Origin of the sequence: Streptococcus mitis, from assembly GCF_965111735.1 — a bacterium.
GTDB lineage: Bacteria > Bacillota > Bacilli > Lactobacillales > Streptococcaceae > Streptococcus > Streptococcus mitis_DR.
The window spans coordinates 536,028-554,455 of record NZ_OZ217346.1 but is presented as its reverse complement, the minus strand read 5'-3'; the positions used below and the strand labels follow the sequence as shown (position 1 = coordinate 554,455).

At 40.8% G+C, this 18,428-nt stretch carries 19 protein-coding genes and 2 riboswitches; of the genes, 2 read left to right on the top strand and 17 right to left on the bottom strand.

What is annotated here, in order from left to right; all coding sequences use genetic code 11:
• Nucleotides 1–27: 27 nt before the first annotated feature.
• The 3 genes from manA to ACLV7W_RS02740 form a co-directional block, all read right to left on the bottom strand.
• Nucleotides 28–972 carry a mannose-6-phosphate isomerase, class I gene (manA, locus tag ACLV7W_RS02750; RefSeq protein WP_411865398.1) on the bottom strand — a complete coding sequence of 315 codons (945 nt, stop codon included), beginning with the start codon at nucleotides 970–972 and terminating at the stop codon, nucleotides 28–30.
• Nucleotides 973–1,092: 120 nt separating this feature from the next.
• Nucleotides 1,093–2,532, bottom strand: coding sequence for a 6-phospho-beta-glucosidase (locus ACLV7W_RS02745; protein ID WP_247953184.1), 1,440 nt, complete (start codon nucleotides 2,530–2,532; stop codon nucleotides 1,093–1,095).
• 208 nt (nucleotides 2,533–2,740) lie between these two features.
• Nucleotides 2,741–3,001 carry a SemiSWEET family transporter gene (locus tag ACLV7W_RS02740; protein WP_001291472.1) on the bottom strand — a complete coding sequence of 87 codons (261 nt, stop codon included), beginning with the start codon at nucleotides 2,999–3,001 and terminating at the stop codon, nucleotides 2,741–2,743.
• 326 nt (nucleotides 3,002–3,327) lie between these two features.
• On the opposite strand from ACLV7W_RS02740, the gene ACLV7W_RS02735 reads away from it, so the two are divergent.
• Nucleotides 3,328–3,672: a lipopolysaccharide assembly protein LapA domain-containing protein gene (locus ACLV7W_RS02735; RefSeq protein WP_000913393.1), complete on the top strand. Its 345-nt coding sequence runs from the start codon at nucleotides 3,328–3,330 to the stop codon at nucleotides 3,670–3,672.
• Nucleotides 3,673–3,837: 165 nt separating this feature from the next.
• On the opposite strand, the gene ACLV7W_RS02730 is transcribed toward ACLV7W_RS02735, so the two are convergent.
• From ACLV7W_RS02730 to ACLV7W_RS02710, 5 genes are all read right to left on the bottom strand, one after another.
• Nucleotides 3,838–4,185 carry a VOC family protein gene (locus ACLV7W_RS02730; RefSeq protein ID WP_247936285.1) on the bottom strand — a complete coding sequence of 116 codons (348 nt, stop codon included), beginning with the start codon at nucleotides 4,183–4,185 and terminating at the stop codon, nucleotides 3,838–3,840.
• Nucleotides 4,186–4,243: 58 nt separating this feature from the next.
• On the bottom strand, nucleotides 4,244–6,019 hold the full coding sequence (gene spxB, locus ACLV7W_RS02725; protein WP_000191811.1) for a pyruvate oxidase: 1,776 nt from the start codon (nucleotides 6,017–6,019) through the stop codon (nucleotides 4,244–4,246).
• Between the two features lie 213 nt (nucleotides 6,020–6,232).
• A complete protein-coding gene (locus ACLV7W_RS02720) occupies nucleotides 6,233–8,476 on the bottom strand; it encodes a heavy metal translocating P-type ATPase (protein WP_411865397.1) in 2,244 nt (747 codons plus the stop codon).
• A gap of 9 nt (nucleotides 8,477–8,485) precedes the next feature.
• A complete protein-coding gene (locus tag ACLV7W_RS02715; protein WP_023943154.1) occupies nucleotides 8,486–8,857 on the bottom strand; it encodes a cupredoxin domain-containing protein in 372 nt (123 codons plus the stop codon).
• Between the two features lie 10 nt (nucleotides 8,858–8,867).
• Nucleotides 8,868–9,263: a CopY/TcrY family copper transport repressor gene (locus ACLV7W_RS02710; protein ID WP_001167188.1), complete on the bottom strand. Its 396-nt coding sequence runs from the start codon at nucleotides 9,261–9,263 to the stop codon at nucleotides 8,868–8,870.
• A 183-nt stretch (nucleotides 9,264–9,446) separates the two neighbouring features.
• Nucleotides 9,447–9,544: riboswitch (TPP riboswitch) on the top strand.
• A gap of 83 nt (nucleotides 9,545–9,627) precedes the next feature.
• Between ACLV7W_RS02710 and thiD the strand changes: the two genes are divergently transcribed.
• Nucleotides 9,628–10,419, top strand: a complete 792-nt coding sequence (thiD, locus tag ACLV7W_RS02705) for a bifunctional hydroxymethylpyrimidine kinase/phosphomethylpyrimidine kinase (RefSeq protein WP_000221736.1) — start codon at nucleotides 9,628–9,630, stop codon at nucleotides 10,417–10,419.
• Between the two features lie 53 nt (nucleotides 10,420–10,472).
• Here thiD and ACLV7W_RS02700 read toward each other — a convergent pair.
• The 9 genes from ACLV7W_RS02700 to ACLV7W_RS02660 form a co-directional block, all read right to left on the bottom strand.
• Nucleotides 10,473–11,821, bottom strand: a protein-coding gene (locus ACLV7W_RS02700) for an IS3 family transposase (RefSeq protein WP_411865396.1) whose coding sequence is annotated in 2 segments (ribosomal slippage) — nucleotides 10,473–11,380 and nucleotides 11,380–11,821 — 1,350 coding nt in all. Because the reading frame shifts where the segments join, the coding sequence is not laid out codon by codon here.
• A gap of 198 nt (nucleotides 11,822–12,019) precedes the next feature.
• Entirely contained in the window at nucleotides 12,020–12,652 is a 633-nt protein-coding gene (gene thiE / locus ACLV7W_RS02695) for a thiamine phosphate synthase (protein ID WP_411865395.1), read from the bottom strand.
• Entirely contained in the window at nucleotides 12,645–13,448 is an 804-nt protein-coding gene (locus ACLV7W_RS02690) for a hydroxyethylthiazole kinase (RefSeq protein ID WP_411865394.1), read from the bottom strand. Before ACLV7W_RS02690 ends, thiE begins: the two co-directional genes overlap by 8 nt.
• Nucleotides 13,448–13,972 carry an energy coupling factor transporter S component ThiW gene (thiW, locus tag ACLV7W_RS02685; protein ID WP_125456308.1) on the bottom strand — a complete coding sequence of 175 codons (525 nt, stop codon included), beginning with the start codon at nucleotides 13,970–13,972 and terminating at the stop codon, nucleotides 13,448–13,450. Before thiW ends, ACLV7W_RS02690 begins: the two co-directional genes overlap by 1 nt.
• Nucleotides 13,973–13,976: 4 nt before the next feature.
• Nucleotides 13,977–14,669, bottom strand: a complete 693-nt coding sequence (gene tenA, locus ACLV7W_RS02680) for a thiaminase II (RefSeq protein WP_411865393.1) — start codon at nucleotides 14,667–14,669, stop codon at nucleotides 13,977–13,979.
• A gap of 10 nt (nucleotides 14,670–14,679) precedes the next feature.
• Nucleotides 14,680–15,330 (bottom strand): energy-coupling factor transporter transmembrane component T, encoded by a 651-nt coding sequence (locus ACLV7W_RS02675; RefSeq protein ID WP_153209041.1) that lies wholly within the window; start codon nucleotides 15,328–15,330, stop codon nucleotides 14,680–14,682.
• A gap of 1 nt (nucleotide 15,331) precedes the next feature.
• Nucleotides 15,332–16,717 (bottom strand): ATP-binding cassette domain-containing protein, encoded by a 1,386-nt coding sequence (locus ACLV7W_RS02670; RefSeq protein WP_153209039.1) that lies wholly within the window; start codon nucleotides 16,715–16,717, stop codon nucleotides 15,332–15,334.
• Nucleotides 16,718–17,278, bottom strand: a complete 561-nt coding sequence (locus tag ACLV7W_RS02665) for an ECF transporter S component (protein ID WP_049510473.1) — start codon at nucleotides 17,276–17,278, stop codon at nucleotides 16,718–16,720. It abuts the gene before it with no gap.
• A gap of 158 nt (nucleotides 17,279–17,436) precedes the next feature.
• Nucleotides 17,437–17,525: riboswitch (TPP riboswitch) on the bottom strand.
• A 123-nt stretch (nucleotides 17,526–17,648) separates the two neighbouring features.
• On the bottom strand, nucleotides 17,649–18,317 hold the full coding sequence (locus ACLV7W_RS02660) for a TenA family protein (protein WP_411865392.1): 669 nt from the start codon (nucleotides 18,315–18,317) through the stop codon (nucleotides 17,649–17,651).
• Between the last annotated feature and the right edge of the window lie 111 nt (nucleotides 18,318–18,428).

The window sequence follows — 18,428 nt, the reverse complement described above, 5'->3', positions numbered from 1 at the left end:
GAGTAATGAACTCAGGCCCTTTCTTTTTTATGGATGGCTAACAATCAATTCCAAATCTTGTCCTTCCAAGGTCCAAGCTTCAACATCACTTGGTAGGATAAAGTGGCTACCTTTTTGGATTGGATAGTTTTTTCCGTCAACAGTCAGTTGACCTTGACCAGCTAAGACACTAAACAAGCTGTAGTCAGCTGTCTTTTCGAAGTCAACTTTTCCAGTAATTTCCCACTTGTAAACTGCAAAGAAATCATTGGATACAAGGAGAGTGGAACGCAAATCATCTGCTTTAACAGTTACAGGACGGCTATTTGCAGGCTCACCAATGTTCAAGACATCAATGGATTTTTCAAGGTGAAGTTCACGCAAGTTACCATTATCATCCTTACGGTCAAAGTCATAGACACGGTAGGTTGTGTCACTAGACTGTTGGGTTTCAAGGATTAAAATACCTGCACCGATGGCGTGCATGGTGCCACTTGGCACATAGAAGAAATCTCCAGCCTTAACAGGGACTTTTGTTAATAGACCCTCCCAGTTTTTAGCTTCAATTTGCTGACGGAGTTCTTCTTTTGACTTGGCATTGTGACCATAGATAATCTCTGAACCTTCATCCGCAGTGATGATGTACCAGCATTCTGTTTTTCCAAGTTCGCCTTCATGCTCTAGTCCATAAGCATCGTCTGGGTGAACTTGGACGCTGAGCCAGTCGTTGGCATCGAGGATTTTGGTCAACAGTGGAAATACAGGTTCTGGACGACTACCAAACAATTCACGGTGCTCTGCATATAAAGTAGCAAGGTCTGTTCCCTCGTAACGACCATTTGCCACCTTTGAAACTCCATTTGGATGAGCTGAAATGGCCCAGTATTCCCCTATTTTTTCACTTGGGATGTCATAACCAAACTCATCACGTAGCTTGGTTCCACCCCAGATTTTTTCTTGCATAACTGATTGTAAAAATAATGGTTCTGACATCATATTCTCCTGTCTGATTTTTCTCCCCTCATTATAGCAAAAAGCTCCATCTAATTGAACTCTTTTTCACATATTATAAAGTAGGGAGAAGATTTTATAAAAATAGTGAACAAATGTGATCTACTCAATGATTGCACCATTGCTGGCAATGACATCCTTGTACCAGTAGAAGGATTTCTTCTTGCTACGTTTGAGGCTTCCATGACCAGCATTATCTCGATCCACATAGATAAAGCCATAGCGCTTGTTCATTTCGCCTGTTCCAGCTGAAACCAGATCGATACAGCCCCAAGTCGTATAACCAAGCAAGTCAACTCCATCTTGGTAAATGGCATCTCGCATGGCCTTGATATGAGCCTCTAAGTAAGCAATCCGATAGTCATCTGCTACATGACCATTCTCATCCGGTGTATCCATAGCACCTAGACCGTTTTCCACGATGAACATTGGCTTTTGGTAACGATCCCAGATAGCATTGAGGGTGATACGAAGACCAAGTGGGTCAATCTGCCATCCCCATTCTGAGGATTCAAGATAAGGATTTTTGAGAGAGGCAAAGATATTTCCAGCAGTTAATTCTTTAACTTCTGGATCACCTGAGGCTACTAGACTTGCATAGTAAGAGAAGGAAACAAAGTCAACAGTATTGTCCTTCAACAACTCTAAATCTTCTGCAGTCATTTGAATCTCGATTCGCTCACGCTCCCACTGCTTCTTGGCGTAGTTTGGGTATTCCCCACGCGCTTGAACATCAATGAAGAAGTAACTCTTGCGGTCTTCCTCCATGGCTGCCCAGTAGTCTCTTGGATGGGCTGTGTTAGGATAGTATTGCCCTGCAGCCAACATACATCCCACCTTATTTTCTGGGTCAATTTCGTGGGCAATCTTTGTCGCAAGAGCTGAAGCTACCAACTCATAGTGTGCAGCCTGATATTTAACCAGTTCTTGATTTTCTCCTTCTTCAAAACAGAGCCCAGCTCCCATAAAGGGGGCATGGAGAATCATGTTGATTTCGTTGAAGGTAAGCCAATATTTGACCAAACCCTTATAGCGGGTAAAGAGTGTGCGACAAAGTTTTTCATAGAAGTCTAACATCCGACGATTGCGCCAACCACCGTACTCTGTAATCAAGTGCATAGGACAGTCGAAATGAGTGATAGTCACCAGAGGTTGGATACCATACTTGTGGCACTCCTTAAATAAATCCTCATAAAAGGCTAGACCAGCTTCATTTGGCACTGTTTCGTCGCCCTTAGGAAAAATCCGAGTCCAAGCAATGGATAGACGATAAGTCTTAAAGCCCATTTCCGCAAAAAGGGCAATATCTTCCTTGTAATGATGGTACATATCAATAGCTTGCTTGGCTGGGTAAAAATAGCCCTCCTCAAACGAAAACATCTTTTTCTGACCTGTGATAATGGCTTCACGATCTGGACCGATGGGGACGACATCCACATTCGCCAATCCACGACCTTCTAAATTATAAGCACCCTCACACTGGTTGGCAGCTGTCGCTCCGCCCCACAAGAAACCATCCGGAAAAGTCAGTTTTTCGGTCATAACTCTACTCACTTTCTTATTTGCTTGTTCATTTACTTATATTATAACTTATTCTGTAAACCTTTTCTTATAAAATACTGTGACATACTGATACTATTCTACTATTTAAGTTTATCAGATTGTTTTTTAAAAAATTATCCTCTAGAAAAAGTAAATAGCCTCCCCTGAAACAAAAAAGAAGACTGAAAACTAGTCTCCTCTGTTCCTTTTAAATCAAAGCTGTAATAACCGTCACTAGGCCAAAAATAATACCTGGTGCATTAGCTGCTGCAAGGGGGATATCTCTTTCTTTTTTGAAAAGACCGTAGTAAACCCAGAGACTACAGTTGATGGCAGCAACCAAGGGCTGGATGAAATTTCCTTTTTGACCAGCCAGATTGTTCATGATTTGTGGGAAGTAAGACACATACATCATAACAGACATAAAGGTCGCTACCCAACCTAAAATTTTCATTTGTTTTTCAGACATTTTCAAAACCTCTTTCATTTTTACTGAATCTTATTTTAAAATATTCTTTCAAAACAATCAAGTCTTTAAAACTTTTGTTATAAAGATATAAACTATCACAATCTTGTTATAAGAAAGAGGGAACAGAAAAAAGACCGAATTGCTCCGTTCTGTTTACTCAATCAAATATTAGAAAATGAATACTCCTTTTCAATGAATCGATTGATTGATGGTAAATAAGCCGTTAGAAATTATTGACAGTATCGAAATTTTCTAGTAAAATGAATTTTGTTAATACCTAAATGGTGTGTAGTTTTCTATCAACATAGTCAGGAGAAAAGGAACTTATGCTAAAAAAATTTAATGAATTGTCACTGAAAGATAAGGCTTATCTAATTGGCGGTTTGAGCTTATTAGTCATTGTGATCTCATTTGGTCTACTCAATCGTCAAACAGTAACTGTCAGTCTTGTCTTTACACAACTATCTGCTCCCTTGATTTTGGTGATTTTTACTTGTCTAGTAATCGGGATCATTGCTGGTAGTGCTATTGGTATTAGCTATCACCATAACAAGACTCAAGATCTGAGAAGCCGCATTGCTGAAGCAGAAGCGACTATCAATATAAAAGACAGGGAGCTTGTCCAGTACGAGGAACAGGTGCAACAATTAAAACAGGAAGCCAAACAATAAGTGTAGAAATCATAACCACCCGTGAAAACGGGTGGTTTTTTGTCTCGCACCTAACGGAGCGAGACGGACTGAAAGTCGCATAAATACAAAAAAGATCGAATTGCTCCGATCTTTTTAAGTTTCACTCCAAGAATGTTTAGATAAAAAATTTGATAATAGAATTACCTACTTCATACGATAAAAATCAATCACTAGACCAGCAGGCCCTTTAACTAATAAGGACTCTGTTCCCCAATCGGTTACAGTTGGTCCGTTTAAAACCTGGATACCAAGTTCTTTCAACCGTTGGTAATTCTGGTCTACATCCTCAACCTCGATATGAAGAATGATTCCTGACTGAAAATCTTCCAAAGGAATCAAATGATTTTGGGACAACATCAGACAGTGACTGCCAATCGTAAACTGAGCAAAACTGTCATCAACATAATCGGACTTTTTATCCAAAATACGCTCCAAGTCATCACAGACTTGGGGAACATCTGAAACGATAATATCTAATTGATTTAAATTCATTCACTATCCTCCATAAAAAGACCGGATTGCTCCGATCTTTTTAAGTTCCACGAAGAAATTATTTAATTGCGCGTGATTGCAAACCTTCTTCTTCCAAGAAGAGACGGAATGGTACGAGTTCTTCTGCTTCGTATTTTTCCTTGAAAGCTTTGATTGCTTCTTCTGAGTGAAGTTTTGGATCCAATTCAAGTACTTCTACTGGAAGTGGACGGTGTTCAGTGATGCGAGCATCGATAACAACAGTTTTACCTTCTTTGCTCAATTTAACAGCTTCTGCAACAACTGCATCGATGTCTTCGATACGGTCAACTGTAAATCCAACAGCTCCTTGAGCTTCAGCGATTTTCGCATAGTCAGCATTAGGGAAGTCACAACCAAACAAGTGTTTGTTTGTGTCTTCGTATTTGTCCTTGATGAAGGCATATTTACCATTTGAGAAGACAACGTTGATAACTGGAAGGTCGTATTGAACGTTTGTGATAACGTCTGGGTAGCACATGTTGAATGCACCGTCACCCATGATGTTCCATACTTGGCGATCTGGATTGTCTTTCTTAGCAGCGATACCACCAGGAAGGGCAATACCCATTGTCGCAAAGAGTGGAGATGTACGCCACATGTTCTTAGGTGTCATGTGAAGGTGACGAGTAGATGTTTGAGTAGTGTCACCTACGTCGATTGAATAGATAGCGTCTTGATCAGCATGTTTGTTGATTGCATTGTAAACTTGATACAATTGCAATTCACCCTCAGTTTTACCTTCGAGTTTGTTCATGTAATCACGCCAGTTTTGGTTGTTCTTAACGTTTGCACGCCACCATGGAGTAGATTCAACTGGATTCACTTTGTCAAGGATTGCTTTCGCTGCTTGACCTGCATCACCAAGGATTGAAGCGTCTAGGGCATGACGTTTACCAAGTTTGTAAGGGTCAATATCCACTTGGATGAATTTTTCAGTATTCTTGAATGCTTCGTAAACTTCAGCAAATGGGAAGTTTGAACCAAGGAAAAGAACTGTGTCTGCTTCAAAGACCACTTCGTTGGCTGGTTTCCAACCAACACGGTAAGCAGAACCTGTCAAACCTTCATAGTTCCATTCGAAAGCTTCAAAGTTTTTACCAGTTGTGATGATTGGTGCTTTGATTTTACGTGACAATTCAGTAATCACTTCACCAGCTTTAACACCACCGTAACCAGCATAGATAACTGGACGTTCAGCATTGTTCAAGATTTCAACAGCTTTGTCGATTTCAACTTCGTTCAAAGCAGGAGCGATGAATGAACGTTCGTATGAACCTGAACCGTAGTATGAATTTTCGTCGATTTCTTGGAAACCGAAGTTTACTGGGATTTCAACAACAGCTGGACCTTTTTTAGAAACTGCAGCACGGCAAGCTTCGTCGATTACTTTTGGCAATTGCTCAGCGTAAGCTACACGTTTGTTGTATACAGCGATACCGTTGTACATTGGGTTTTGGTTCAATTCTTGGAAAGCATCCATGTTGAGTTCGTTAACTGGACGTGATCCAAGGATTGCTAGGAATGGAGTGTTATCCATAGCTGCATCGTAAACACCGTTAATCAAGTGAGTCGCACCTGGACCACCTGAACCAACTGCAACCCCGATTGAGCCGCCGAATTTAGCTTGCATAACCGCTGCAAGAGCACCTGTTTCTTCGTGACGAACTTGCAAGAAGCGGATATCTTTGTCTTCAGCCAAAGCATCCATCAATGAGCTGAGTGTTCCTGATGGGATACCGTAGATTGTGTCTACGCCCCATGTTTTCAATACATTAAGCATTGCTGCAGATGCAGTAATTTTCCCTTGAGTCATAATGATAACTCTCCTTCAAATATTTTTAAATCTACTAAAAAAGGTTTCATATAGTTTTTGAAAACGTTTCAGTAAATTTTTACACTACTAATTTATCACATTTATTTTGACTTTACTAAGAATCTGCTCAGAAGTTTTTATTCTCTATTACAGTACAGTTTAAAAACGTTTTTAGTTTCTGTTTTATAATAAAAAAAGCGAGCAAGCCCGCTTTTAATCTATTTTACTAAAGTTTAGTAAGAGTGAACTAGTCAGAACAGATACAGAACTAAAGGCCATAGCTAGACCTGCCAGTTCTGGATTGAGGGCCAGTCCAACACCTGAAAAAACTCCTGCTGCAATCGGAATTCCGGCGACATTGTAGATAAAGGCCCAGAAAAGATTGAGCAGAATTCGATTAAAGGTTTTCTTACTCATGTCAAAGGCACGAACCACTCCTAGGAGGTTATTAGTTGTCAACACCAAATCTGCTGACTCGATGGCAATATCTGTTCCAGCACCCATAGCAATTCCCACATCTGCTACACTGAGGGCAGGGGCATCATTGATACCATCCCCAACAAAGGCTACTTTGCCAGACGCTTGTAGTTTATGGATTTCATGAGCTTTTTCCTCTGGCAAGACACCTGCAATGACCTCTTCGATTCCGATCTGATCGGCAATGGCACGCGCCACACCAGCATTGTCTCCTGTCAGCATGACTGTTTTAAGACCTCGTTTTTTCAACTGACTGATGGCAAGCTTGGCATTTTCCTTAGGAATATCTTGCAGAGCAAGCAAGCCTTTGATTTCATTGTCCACAGCCAAGAAAACAACTGTCTTAGCTTCTTTTTCTAGTTCTTCTAGTTTTTCTTGATAAGTTCTAGAAATATCCATGCCATCCAGCATTTTAGCATTTCCAAGCAAAACTTGTTTTCCATTGATTTGCCCTGAGACACCTTTTCCGTGCAAGGCTTGGAAATTTTCAACAGTGTGAAACTCAAGTCCAGCTTCACTCGCTCGTTTCACAACAGCTTCAGCCAGTGGGTGTTGAGAAGCTTCTTCCAAGGAAGCTGCCAATCCAAGCACTTCTACTTCGTCTCCAATGATATCTGTGACCACAGGTTTCCCTTCAGTCAAAGTCCCGGTCTTATCAAAGACAATGGTTTGGACTTTCTGGATTTCCTGTAGAACCGTTCCATTTTTGAGGAGAACTCCCATCTTGGCACTGCGACCTGTCCCCACCATAAGGGCTGTCGGTGTTGCAAGTCCCAATGCACAAGGGCAGGCAATAATCAGAACTGCTACTCCATAGAGAAGCGAAGACACAAAGCTCGCTCCAAGCACAACTACACTATCCCTGAGCAAGACGAACCAAACCCAAAAGGTCACAATCCCTAAAATGACAACTACTGGGACAAAAATCCCTGAAATCTTATCCGTCAAGTCCTGAATCGGCGCACGACTTGTCTGAGCTTTCTTCACAAAATCCACAATCTGAGCCAAAACAGTCTCTGAACCAACTTTTTCTGCTCTAAAAACAAGTGTTCCACTATTATTGATGGTTGAACCAATGACGGTATCTCCAACTGTCTTGTCCACAGGCAGACTCTCACCTGTCACCATAGACTCATCAATACTAGAGATACCTTCTACTACGACACCATCAACCGCAATCTTTTCACCGGGACGCACTCGAATCAGGTCACCTACCTTGACTTGCTCCAAAGGGACTTGAACATAGTTATCCTCACGCAAGACTTCTGCAGTTTTAGCCTGCAAGTCAAGTAATTTCTCCACAGCTTGGGAAGTATTTTTCCGCATTTTCTCCTCAAAAACGGCTCCCATAAGAACGAAGAAGAAGATAAAGGCAGCACTTTCAAAGTAAACGGGGAGACCAGCGAAGAGGGCAACTAAGCTATAGAAATAGGCCACTAGGGTTCCCAGAGCAACCAAGGTATCCATGTTGGCATTGTGCTTTTTAAAACTAGCCCAAGCACTTTGGATATAAGGACCACCTGCTACTAGCATAATCGGTGTTGTGGCTAAAAAGGTGCCCCAACGCATGACTTGGTGACTAATTCCTCCTGTCGACATCCCAATCATGAGGATCACAAGAGGCACAGTAAAGATACTAGTAATCCAAAAACGCTGTAAAAGTGATAGAGATTTTCGAGTCTTCTCAACGACTGTATAGCTTCCCTTTTGCATCTTCATGCCACAAGAAAATTCATGTTGGCCTAATTCTTGAGGTGTAAAACGAATGACTTTCTCCTCGTCTACGCCGATTGGTTCCAAGATGCCTTCTTCTTCAAACAGAATTTCCTTATAACAGTTTGAAGGTGTCACACGGTGAAAGGTGATCTCAGCAGGAACTCCTTTTTGCAGTTGAATGTGGGCTGGATGGTAGCCTTTGTCTGCCGTGATACGGATTTTTTGAACACCATTTTCAAGACTTGCTTTTACAATTTCAGTCATATCATTCTCCTATTCTACAATCATCTTGCCGTGCATCATATTCATGCCACAAGAGAAACCATACTCTCCAGCCTGCTCAGGCGTGATTTCCACTACATACTCTTCACCCATTGGCAGGTCCGCATGTACACCAAAATCTGGAAAAACAATTTGGTCCAGACAGGGTGAAGGATCCTTACGGTCAAAGACAATGCGGGCTGGCACTGATTTCTTGAGGATAATCAACTCAGGCGTATAGCCCCCCATGACTTCCACTCGAATCTCTTGGTAGCCGTTTTTTTGCTGGGCCTTTTGTCCAGATTTTTCAGGCTTTTTGAAAAACCAAAACAAGATAAAGGCGATAAGGGTAATACAAACAATGGTTACAATACTATTTAACATGACGTCTCCTTTACATACAATTACATTTTACTTCTGTTACAGCGCTTGACTTCTTCTCAGAAATCACAGCTTCCAAGTCTTCCAAGTCAGCCTGAGTAAAATCACATTCAGCAATCAAATCAGCCAGCAAGTTCTTAATCCTACGGGAACAAACTTTATCTTTGATATCTTGAACAAGCAAGTCTCGACTTTGATCCAAAGTTAAAAGGGCTGAATAGACAAAGGACTTGCCTTCTTTTTTCCTCGTCAGGCACTCTTTCTCAACCAAACGAGCCAAAAGAGTTTGAATGGTCGACTTGGACCAGTCGAACCGCTCCGCCAGAACCCTAATCAAATCTGAACTAGTCTGCTCTCCTTGCATCCAAATAATCTTCATGACCTGCCATTCTGCATCTGAAATCTGCATAATCACACCTCCAAAATCTACATTTGTCAATTACAATTATCAGTATACTCTTAAAATCTACATTTGTCAACTATGAAATTAATCTTTTCTTTGAAAAATTGAATTTTAACCCTATGATAAAGGATTTGCAGTCAAATCTTACTATATAAACTATGAAAATATGCTATACTAAAGAAAAAAGAAAACAACCACTAGGGGTGCGTAAAGCTGAGATTAACGACTGTTAGACCCTTTGACTCAATCTAGGTAATGCTAGCTGATGGAAGTGGAAATGATAATGGGGACTAGCAGTCTTCTATTGCCTTCCTGAAACAAACTAGCTTGTTCTTAAGAATACAAACTTCAGTTGGTTGGGAGGTTTTAGATGACTTATTTACCCGTTGCTTTGACCATTGCAGGGACTGACCCTAGTGGTGGTGCTGGCATTATGGCTGATTTAAAGTCGTTCCAAGCTAGAGATGTCTATGGAATGGCCGTTGTGACCAGCCTTGTCGCTCAAAATACCAGAGGCGTTCAATTAATCGAGCACGTTTCTCCTCAAATGTTGAAAGCCCAATTGGACAGTGTCTTTTCGGATATTCCACCTCAGGCTGTAAAAACTGGAATGTTGGCAACTACTGAAATCATGGAAATCATCCAGCCCTATCTTAAAAAGCTGGATTGTCCCTACGTCCTTGATCCTGTTATGGTCGCTACTAGTGGAGACACTCTGATTGATTCCAGTGCCAGAGACTACCTAAAAACAAATCTGCTTCCCCTTGCAACCATTATCACTCCGAATCTTCCTGAGGCAGAAGAGATTGTTGGTTTTTCAATCCATGATCCTGAAGACATGCAGCGTGCTGGTCGCCTGATTTTAAAAGAATTTGGTCCTCAGTCTGTGGTAATCAAAGGTGGGCATCTCGAAGGCGGTGCTAAGGATTTCCTCTTTACCAAGGATGACCAATTTATCTGGGAAAGTCCACGAATTCAAACCTGTCATACACATGGTACTGGATGTACCTTTGCTGCAGTGATTACTGCTGAACTAGCCAAGGGGAAAACCCTCTATCAAGCAGTCAATAAAGCCAAGGCCTTTATCACGAAAGCCATCCAAGACGCCCCTCAACTCGGTCATGGTTCTGGCCCAGTCAACCATACAAGCTTTAAAGATTAAAAAAAAACTCTCTAGTTCCCACTGTACTGACCCCAAAAAGTTAGACAATTAATTTATCCGAAGGATTTAGTTCTGTATTGTACAGGGCTAAGTCCTTTTAGTTTTACCTTAATTCGTTTATTGTTGTAGTAATCAATATAGTCTACAATGGCTTGTTCCAATTGCTTAAGCGACTGAAATGACTTCTCATAACCGTAAAACATTTCCGATTTCAGAATCCCAAAGAAGGACTCCATCATACCATTGTCTGGACTGTTCCCCTTACGTGACATGGATGCTTGAATTCCCTTACTCTCTAGGAACCGATGATAAGAATCGTGTTGGTATTGCCAACCTTGGTCACTATGGAGAATCGTATTCTTATAGTGTTTATCTGTGAATGCCTGTTCCAACATCGTTTTTACTTGTTCTAAGTTGGGTGAAGTTGAAAGATTATAGGCGATAATTTCGCTATTAAAGCCATCTAAAACTGGTGATAAGTAAAGCTTTTGAGTACTTGCTGGAATGGCAAATTCTGTCACATCTGTGTAGCACTTTTCCATTGTTTTAGAGCCTTCAAATTGACGTTGAATGAGATTCTCTGCCTTCTTACCAACGTCTCCTTTATGAGAAGAATATTTTCGTTTCTGTCGCATTTTAGCTTGTAAATTGAGTACTTTCATCAAGCGTTGAACTCTTTTATGATTTACCAGATAACCACGATTTCTTAGTTCTAAATGAATCCGACGATAACCATAATTTCCCTTGTGTTCGATAAAAATGGATTGAATTTCAGCTTTAAGCTCTTGGTCCTTATCTGGTTTCTCTAGCTGTTTCAAGTGATAGTAGTAGGTCGAACGAGCTAGTTTAATGGCTTTTAGAAGAATATCTAACGAAAACTCAGTCATTAATTCTTGAACAATTTCTGTCTTTCTTCTTTCTCTTTTTCCTCCTTCAATCGGAGTTCTCTTAACTTTTTTAGGATAGCATTCTCCGCTCTCAGGTACTCATTTTCTGCTTGAAGACGTTCTAATTCTGTCCTCTCTTCAGGTCTCTTTTTTGGCTTACGTCCCATTTTAGTTGGTCTCCCTCTTGTTTTCTCAACAATAGTATACCCGTTTTTCTTGTATTGTGCTAGCCAATTAAGAAGTATCGTACGACTTGGGAGGCCGTATTCAAGAGAAACTCTATCTTTAGTCCAGCCTTCATGTAAGACTTTATGAATCATTTCTTGTTTTAAATCAGGAGAATAGTAACGATTTTTTCCTTTTTTGACGAATTCTATTCCGTAACGATCAATCAATTTAATCATATACCTAATATTAGAATTGTTTATCCCAAATTTATTTGAAAGCTTCTCTAAGCTATATCCTTGTTTTCTAAGTTCATAGATCTGAACTTTATCATCATAAGTTAATTTCATGATAAAAACACCCCAAAAGTTAGATTTTTTCTGTCTAACTTTTGGGGGGCAGTTCACACTTTAAGGGAATTAGAGAGTTTTTATATTCTTAGAAAATCTCTTCAAACTATGTCAGCTTTATCTGCAACCTCAAAGCAGTGCTTTGAGCAACCTGCGACTAGCTTCCTAGTTTGCTCTTTGATTTTCATTGAGTATTGATTAGAAAATAATGTCATCCAACTTTGTCAAAAAGGCTTGAGTTTTTGCCTCTATATCTTCTGCCTGCATCAAATCACGCACTACAGCTACACCAGCTATGCCAGTGCCGATAAGTTGGTCAATATTCTCTGATGTCAAGCCTCCGATAGCAACTACTGGAATAGCGACCCTTTGGCAAATTGTCTTCAAGGTTGAAATCAGGGTGATGGGTGCATTTTCTTTAGTCGTAGTTGGGAAAATAGCTCCTGTTCCCAAGTAATCTGCTCCCCCTTCTTCTGCCTCGAGGGCTCTTTTTACGGTTTTAGCTGTAACACCGAGGATTTTTTCAGGGCCCAAGACTTGTCTGGCAACCGGAACTGGTAATTCATCGTCTCCGATATGCAGACCAGCAGCATCAACCGCAAGACAAACATCCAAACGATCATCGATTATCAAGGGTACCTGATAGGCATCTGTTATTTCCTTGACTTCTTTTGCCAGTTGATAATATTGATTGGTTGTAAGATTTTTTTCTCGCAATTGGACTATGGTAACCCCTGAACGGCAAGCCGTCTCAACCTTTTCAAGAAAGCTTTCCACGGAATCTTGGTAGCGATTGGTTACTAGATACAGTCTAAGCGCCTCTCTATTCATAAACATCTCCTTTGATAGCATCTAGCCAGTTTTCATCTCTTTTGAGGAGCGAAAGCTGATTGAGTACTTGGTAACGAAAATCTTCCAATCCCATCCCTTGAACAACTATTCTCTCAGCAGAGATATTGAGATAAGAGACTGCTAAGCAGGAAGCTTCAAAGCCAGTCTTTCCTTGGCTGAGAAAAACAGCTGTTAAAGCTCCAACCAAGTCTCCTGTCCCTGTTATCCAGTCTAATTCTGCACAGCCATTTCCCAGTACAGCGACCTGATTCTTCGAAACGATGAGGTCCTTGGGGCCAGTAACTAAGAATGACATACCAGGATAAAGCTGACACCAGTCTTTCAAGACTTGAAGTAAATCCTCAGTTTCTTGATCTTTAGCACTCGCATCTACCCCAACACCGTGATGTTTTAAGCCAACAAGACTTCGAATTTCTGACATGTTTCCTTTAAGTACCGTAGGGCTATAGTCTAAAAGGTCTTTAACTAAGCTCTTACGAATGACTGAAGCCGTTACGCCAACCGCATCTACTACCATTGGGAGACAAACTTGATCTGCATAAGAAGCTGCCAAACGGATTGCTTTTTCCTTCTCAGCTGACAAATGTCCCAAATTGATGAAGAGTGCCTGGCTTTGCTTAGTAAAATCAAGAACCTCACGGGGATCATCTGCCATAACTGGTTTACATCCCAGAGCCAAAATCCCATTTGCCAATATCTCACAAGAAATTTCATTGGTAATACAGTGAATGAGGGAAGTCGTTCCCAGAGGAAAAGGATTTGTCAATTCCTGCATCAGTTTATCCTTTCATCAAAGAAATATCCCTGCACTTTTTTAAAGAATTCCTGCTTGATTAAAAATCGAAAGGCAATAAAGGAAATCGCTGTACCAATCAAGGTTGCTCCGAAAAATCGAGGAGTATAGATAAACCAGCTAAGCTTTGCAGCTGATCCTGTAAAGAGTACCATAACAGGATAGGAAACAATAGAACCAATAATACCTGTTCCCAAAATTTCTCCCAAGGCAGAAAAGTAAAATTTTCGACCATACTTATAAAAGAGACCTGCTAAAAGGGCTCCAAAAGTTGCTCCTGTGAGAGCTAAAGGCGGAATCCCTTGAGTCGTCATACGGATAAAGGCTGTCACTGTAGCCATAGCCAAGGCATAAACAGGTCCCATCATGATTCCTGCTAGAATATTGACTACACTGGACATCGGTGCCATTCCCTCAATCCGAAAAATAGGCGTAAGAACTACATCAAGGGCAATCATCATGGATAAAATGGTTAATTTGTGAACCTGTAATTGGTGGTTTCTCATATTTCTATTCTTCTCCTGTTTCTAAAGACTGTAAATCGCTCTTCCATGTCTGGTGTTGGTAGGCCATTTCCCAAAACTTAGCTTCCATATGAACACTGATGTGGAAGACATCTAGCATTTTTTTCCTGTCTGTCTCATCACTTTCTCGATAGAGTTGATTAACCAGCGCTCCCTCCTCTCTGATCTGTTGCTCTAACTCATCCGTAATATAAGTTTCAATCCATTGTTGGTAGAGAGGATTTGGTGATGGTTTAAGATTAAGTGATTTGCCTATATCATGATATAGCCAAGGACAAGGCAGCAAGCTCGCAAAAGCAATGGCTAGATTTTCTTCTTCAAATTGACGATAAATGTGAGAGATATAATGATAGCAGGTTGGCGCAATTAGATGTTGCTCCATTTCCTGGTCGCTGATTTCCAATTCCTTGAAAAATTGTTGGCGGATAAATAACTCACCCTCTACTAAACTCTGAGCATTTTGTTTCAAGAGTCTTTTCATCTCTTGGTTTGAAGTCTTATCAGCCAAGAGGTGATAGGCTTCTGAGAAGGCCTTCAAATAGTAGGCATCCTGAATCAAGTAATAGCGAAAGATGGACGGGTCTAAATTTCCCTCTTGTAACTGTAATACAAAGGGGTGATGAAAGGAAGCCTGCCAAGCTTCCTTGGATAATTCCATCGCAATATCTGTAAATTCCATAATAACTCCTTTATAAAAATAGACTAGTTTGAAGTAATAAAAAGAACAGCAAGTAGATGAATATTGTCCTTTGAGGAATATAAAAAGTCCGATAGCTATTCTCCACCTGTGCATGCTCGTCATATCCATGCGCCGACAGGGCTCTCAGGTAAAGATGGCGCCACCTAAAGACTGTCATCAGAACCTTGCTATAAATCAAGGGAGACCAAAAATGAAGTTCTTGACCGCGTAATAAGCAAGCTTCCTTGAGGGACTTGATTTCTTGCTGGATAAGGGGAAAGGAATTGAATACCACAATCAAGGCATAGGCCCAAGAGCGTGATAACCCCTTTTGAGCCAAGTACAAGAGAAGCTCTTTTAGGGAAATAGAGGAAACAAAGACAAGACCGATACAAACTGTCACAAAGGCCCTCGTTCCAAGCACGACTGCCTGCGAAGCATCTCCATGTAACTGAACTGCCCAGTAGTTGGCAAAGGATGGCAAAATGGCGAGCAGAATCATCCAAGCCAATACTTTAAATCGACGGTAATAGAGCATAAAGAGAATACAAAATGCGACTACCGAAAGATTCAGAGTAATCGAAGGAATGAAAGATGTTTCCAAGGATAAAATCAGCAAGAAGAGACTGATAATCGGTGTCTGGGTTGCTACTTTGACCATACTACTTCACCTCCCCTTGGGTATTGCTACTCTGAGATGTGAGTGGTTTGGTAATTGTCACTGCTTTCACATGACTGAGACCCTGACTAGTCATCTCAATCCAATAATCAACCACAGAGATCAAGGGATCTAAACGATGGCTAATGATCAGAAAACTTCTTCCCTGATTTCTGTCCTCCACAATCCACTTGCAAAAATAATGGCAAGCTCTATCATCCAAACCTGCAAAAGGTTCATCTAGTAAAATCACAGAAGCCTTGCTGGTCAAGATGGTCAAGAGCTGAAGAATCTTTTGCTGACCACCACTTAGTTGATAGGGACTCTTATCAAGAGCCTGCTCCAGATCAAAATATCGTAAAGCTTGGAAAATGCGCTGATTTCTTTCAGAATCAGGTCCATCTAATTGAAGTTCCTCTCGCAGACTGACTCGGATAAACTGTTTCTCAGCTTCCTGAACAACACCCGTCAGGTCACGATACAAACTCTTTTTCTTTTTCAGGACTGTCCCCCTCCAAGTAATTCGTCCTTTATACTTTTGAAATTGAAGAATAGACCGAAAGAGGGTTGATTTCCCGACACCATTATCACCCAAAATACAGGAAATTCCTTTATAGAATGTGAAATCCGCAATCGAAAAGAGGGGGCGCTTATCCAGCTCACAAGTCGTTCCATCCATATGGAATAGTTCTGGACTAGAAGCAACTTCCTTTGAAGCAACCTGTGTCGTCTCAGAGGTAGGGATTTTAAATACTTCCCTTAGTTGACCATCTCTTAGCTCCACCATATGGTCGATATAGGCTTCATAGTCCGTTAAATCATGGTCGCACAAAATAACTGTCTTCCCATCAGAGACCAACTCTTTTAGAATCTCCAATATCTCTATCCTACTCTTGCGGTCAATGGAAGAGAAGGGCTCATCCAAGAGATAGACCCTAGGATTCATAGCAAAGAGAACTGCCAGTGCAGCCTTTTGCTTTTCTCCACCTGATAAGTGATGGATGGGACGGTGCAAGATAGCCTTGCAGCGACATTGCTGGACAACCTCTGCTATTTTAGAAGCAATTTCCTGAACGGGATGCCCAATATTTTCCAAGGTAAAAACCAGCTCCTCAAACAAGTTCTCCATGGTAAATTGATGATTGGGATTTTGAAAGAGAATACCAACCGTCTGGACACGTTCGATAATAGAAAGTTGACTGACCTCCCTCCCATTTATCAGGACTTGACCGCTATAGGGAAGAGAACTGACTTGGGCAATCATTTGAAAGAGGCTAGATTTTCCTGAACCGCTGCTTCCAACTAACAAGGTAAAGGCTTGCGCATGAAAAGTAAAATCAAGTGGCTCAGAGAAGATTGGGGACTGAATCGCTCGTAGTTCCAGACCCATCTATGCCTTGCCTCCAGCTGCAAACTGATGATAGAGTTTGACAATAGCACGAACCAAGATGGTACAGAAGAAAAAGACGGAAATAAAACGTACTACAAGCAAGGAAAGGACAAAAGGAAGGGAGAAGGCGTAGTAACCTAACTTAATGTATTCATAGACAAAGCTAACAAGCGTAATTCCAATACTATTGGCAGTTAGAGAGAGCCAACTTTCATAGCGATTCTTGGTTACGATAAAACCAAGTTCACTTCCCAAACCTTGAACCAAGCCAGACAAAAGGGCACCTAGACCGAATTGGCTACCATAAAGGACTTCAGCAAGCGCAGCTAGCACTTCTCCAATCGTTGCGCTTCCCACTCTTGGAACAAAGATGGCCGCAATGGGCGCAGCCATACACCAGAGACCAAAGAGGATTTCATTGGCAAAGGCCTGCAAGCCAAGAGGGGCTAAAATCAGAGTGAGGACATCAAACAGATAGCCGGATCCTACAAAAACGCCACCAAAAAAGATAGACAAGAAAGCAAGTAAAATAACATCTTTTAACTGCCATTTTTTCAACATAAAAAACTCCTTTTTTAAAGAAAAGTGGGGTATTCAAGGTGAGCTACCGAAAGGCTTAACGTCCAGCCTATCCTCTTTTGATAAACAAAAAAACTCCAATTACAATCAAGAATTAGAGTTTAGCTTACAAGATTAGACAGTTCTTTTCGACATACGAAAAAAACCTTTTCACATTTCCCTTCGCCAGTCTTAACTGTATCAGGTTCAATGGGTATTATCTCAGCCTAAAGCACCCCAAATGTCTTTATTATTTAATTACTGCACCAGTATAGCAAAAAATGAAAGCCCTAGCAAGATATTTGACTGGAAAATATATTTATATAGTTTGTTTGTTAATTCTTTTAATCTACATAAAAGGATTGAATTTATCCTATAATTCATAACCAATATCAAAAAAGGATAATTCTAAAGCGACCGCTTGATTCCAGCGTTCCTGAAGTTCTGTCAAATCTTCTCGACCTTTTCCGACACGATTGAGTTCGTTAACCAGAAATTGAACCCACTCTGCAAAGAAAGGACCTCTGTGGAGATTAATCCATTCCGAATGAATGTAGGCTTCAGGTAGAGCCAAATCTTTAGAACCCCAGTCTAAATAGAGACCTTCTGCAATGACCAGCATGACCAAAAGATGGGCATAGTTTGATGAATCCACTGCCGAATACATTAGATCCTGAAAGGCTTTTGTTACAGGATGCAAGGTCACTTCCAGATAATCATTCTCAGATACTTTTAACTCTTTGAAAGCCTTCTGGAAATAACCGTCTTCATCTGCTTCAAGAAAGCCTAGTTGCTTGGCAAAACGAAGTTTGGATTCAAGCTGGTCTGCGTGGGCTACGCAGGCACCCAGCATGGATAAGAAGGCATCAAAGAAGTGATAATCTTGAATTAGGTAGTCTTTTAAGACCTTATTCTCAATTCTCCCCGCAAAAAGTTCCTTAACAAAACGATGATTGATTGCATCCTGCCAATCCTTCTGACTGCTTTTTAATAATTTTCCAACAGTCAAACCTGGCTCAAATGCATAGTCTTGTGTTTCCATATTTACTTTTCCTCTCTTTACTCGTTCGTAATCAACAAAACATCAAGAAAATCCTAGTTTTACTTGACCTTTTTAAAAAAATCAAGGGCGTTCAAGAAGAGCTACCTAAAT

What these genes read in the sequence shown, in the direction of transcription:
- manA (WP_411865398.1), bottom strand. Translation starts at nt 972, where the DNA reads ATGTCAGAACCATTATTTTTACAATCAGTTATGCAAGAAAAAATCTGG.
- ACLV7W_RS02745 (WP_247953184.1), bottom strand. Translation starts at nt 2,532, where the DNA reads ATGACCGAAAAACTGACTTTTCCGGATGGTTTCTTGTGGGGCGGAGCG.
- ACLV7W_RS02740 (WP_001291472.1), bottom strand. Translation starts at nt 3,001, where the DNA reads ATGTCTGAAAAACAAATGAAAATTTTAGGTTGGGTAGCGACCTTTATG.
- ACLV7W_RS02735 (WP_000913393.1), top strand. Translation starts at nt 3,328, where the DNA reads ATGCTAAAAAAATTTAATGAATTGTCACTGAAAGATAAGGCTTATCTA.
- ACLV7W_RS02730 (WP_247936285.1), bottom strand. Translation starts at nt 4,185, where the DNA reads ATGAATTTAAATCAATTAGATATTATCGTTTCAGATGTTCCCCAAGTC.
- spxB (WP_000191811.1), bottom strand. Translation starts at nt 6,019, where the DNA reads ATGACTCAAGGGAAAATTACTGCATCTGCAGCAATGCTTAATGTATTG.
- ACLV7W_RS02720 (WP_411865397.1), bottom strand. Translation starts at nt 8,476, where the DNA reads ATGACTGAAATTGTAAAAGCAAGTCTTGAAAATGGTGTTCAAAAAATC.
- ACLV7W_RS02715 (WP_023943154.1), bottom strand. Translation starts at nt 8,857, where the DNA reads ATGTTAAATAGTATTGTAACCATTGTTTGTATTACCCTTATCGCCTTT.
- ACLV7W_RS02710 (WP_001167188.1), bottom strand. Translation starts at nt 9,263, where the DNA reads ATGCAGATTTCAGATGCAGAATGGCAGGTCATGAAGATTATTTGGATG.
- thiD (WP_000221736.1), top strand. Translation starts at nt 9,628, where the DNA reads ATGACTTATTTACCCGTTGCTTTGACCATTGCAGGGACTGACCCTAGT.
- thiE (WP_411865395.1), bottom strand. Translation starts at nt 12,652, where the DNA reads ATGAATAGAGAGGCGCTTAGACTGTATCTAGTAACCAATCGCTACCAA.
- ACLV7W_RS02690 (WP_411865394.1), bottom strand. Translation starts at nt 13,448, where the DNA reads ATGCAGGAATTGACAAATCCTTTTCCTCTGGGAACGACTTCCCTCATT.
- thiW (WP_125456308.1), bottom strand. Translation starts at nt 13,972, where the DNA reads ATGAGAAACCACCAATTACAGGTTCACAAATTAACCATTTTATCCATG.
- tenA (WP_411865393.1), bottom strand. Translation starts at nt 14,669, where the DNA reads ATGGAATTTACAGATATTGCGATGGAATTATCCAAGGAAGCTTGGCAG.
- ACLV7W_RS02675 (WP_153209041.1), bottom strand. Translation starts at nt 15,330, where the DNA reads ATGGTCAAAGTAGCAACCCAGACACCGATTATCAGTCTCTTCTTGCTG.
- ACLV7W_RS02670 (WP_153209039.1), bottom strand. Translation starts at nt 16,717, where the DNA reads ATGGGTCTGGAACTACGAGCGATTCAGTCCCCAATCTTCTCTGAGCCA.
- ACLV7W_RS02665 (WP_049510473.1), bottom strand. Translation starts at nt 17,278, where the DNA reads ATGTTGAAAAAATGGCAGTTAAAAGATGTTATTTTACTTGCTTTCTTG.
- ACLV7W_RS02660 (WP_411865392.1), bottom strand. Translation starts at nt 18,317, where the DNA reads ATGGAAACACAAGACTATGCATTTGAGCCAGGTTTGACTGTTGGAAAA.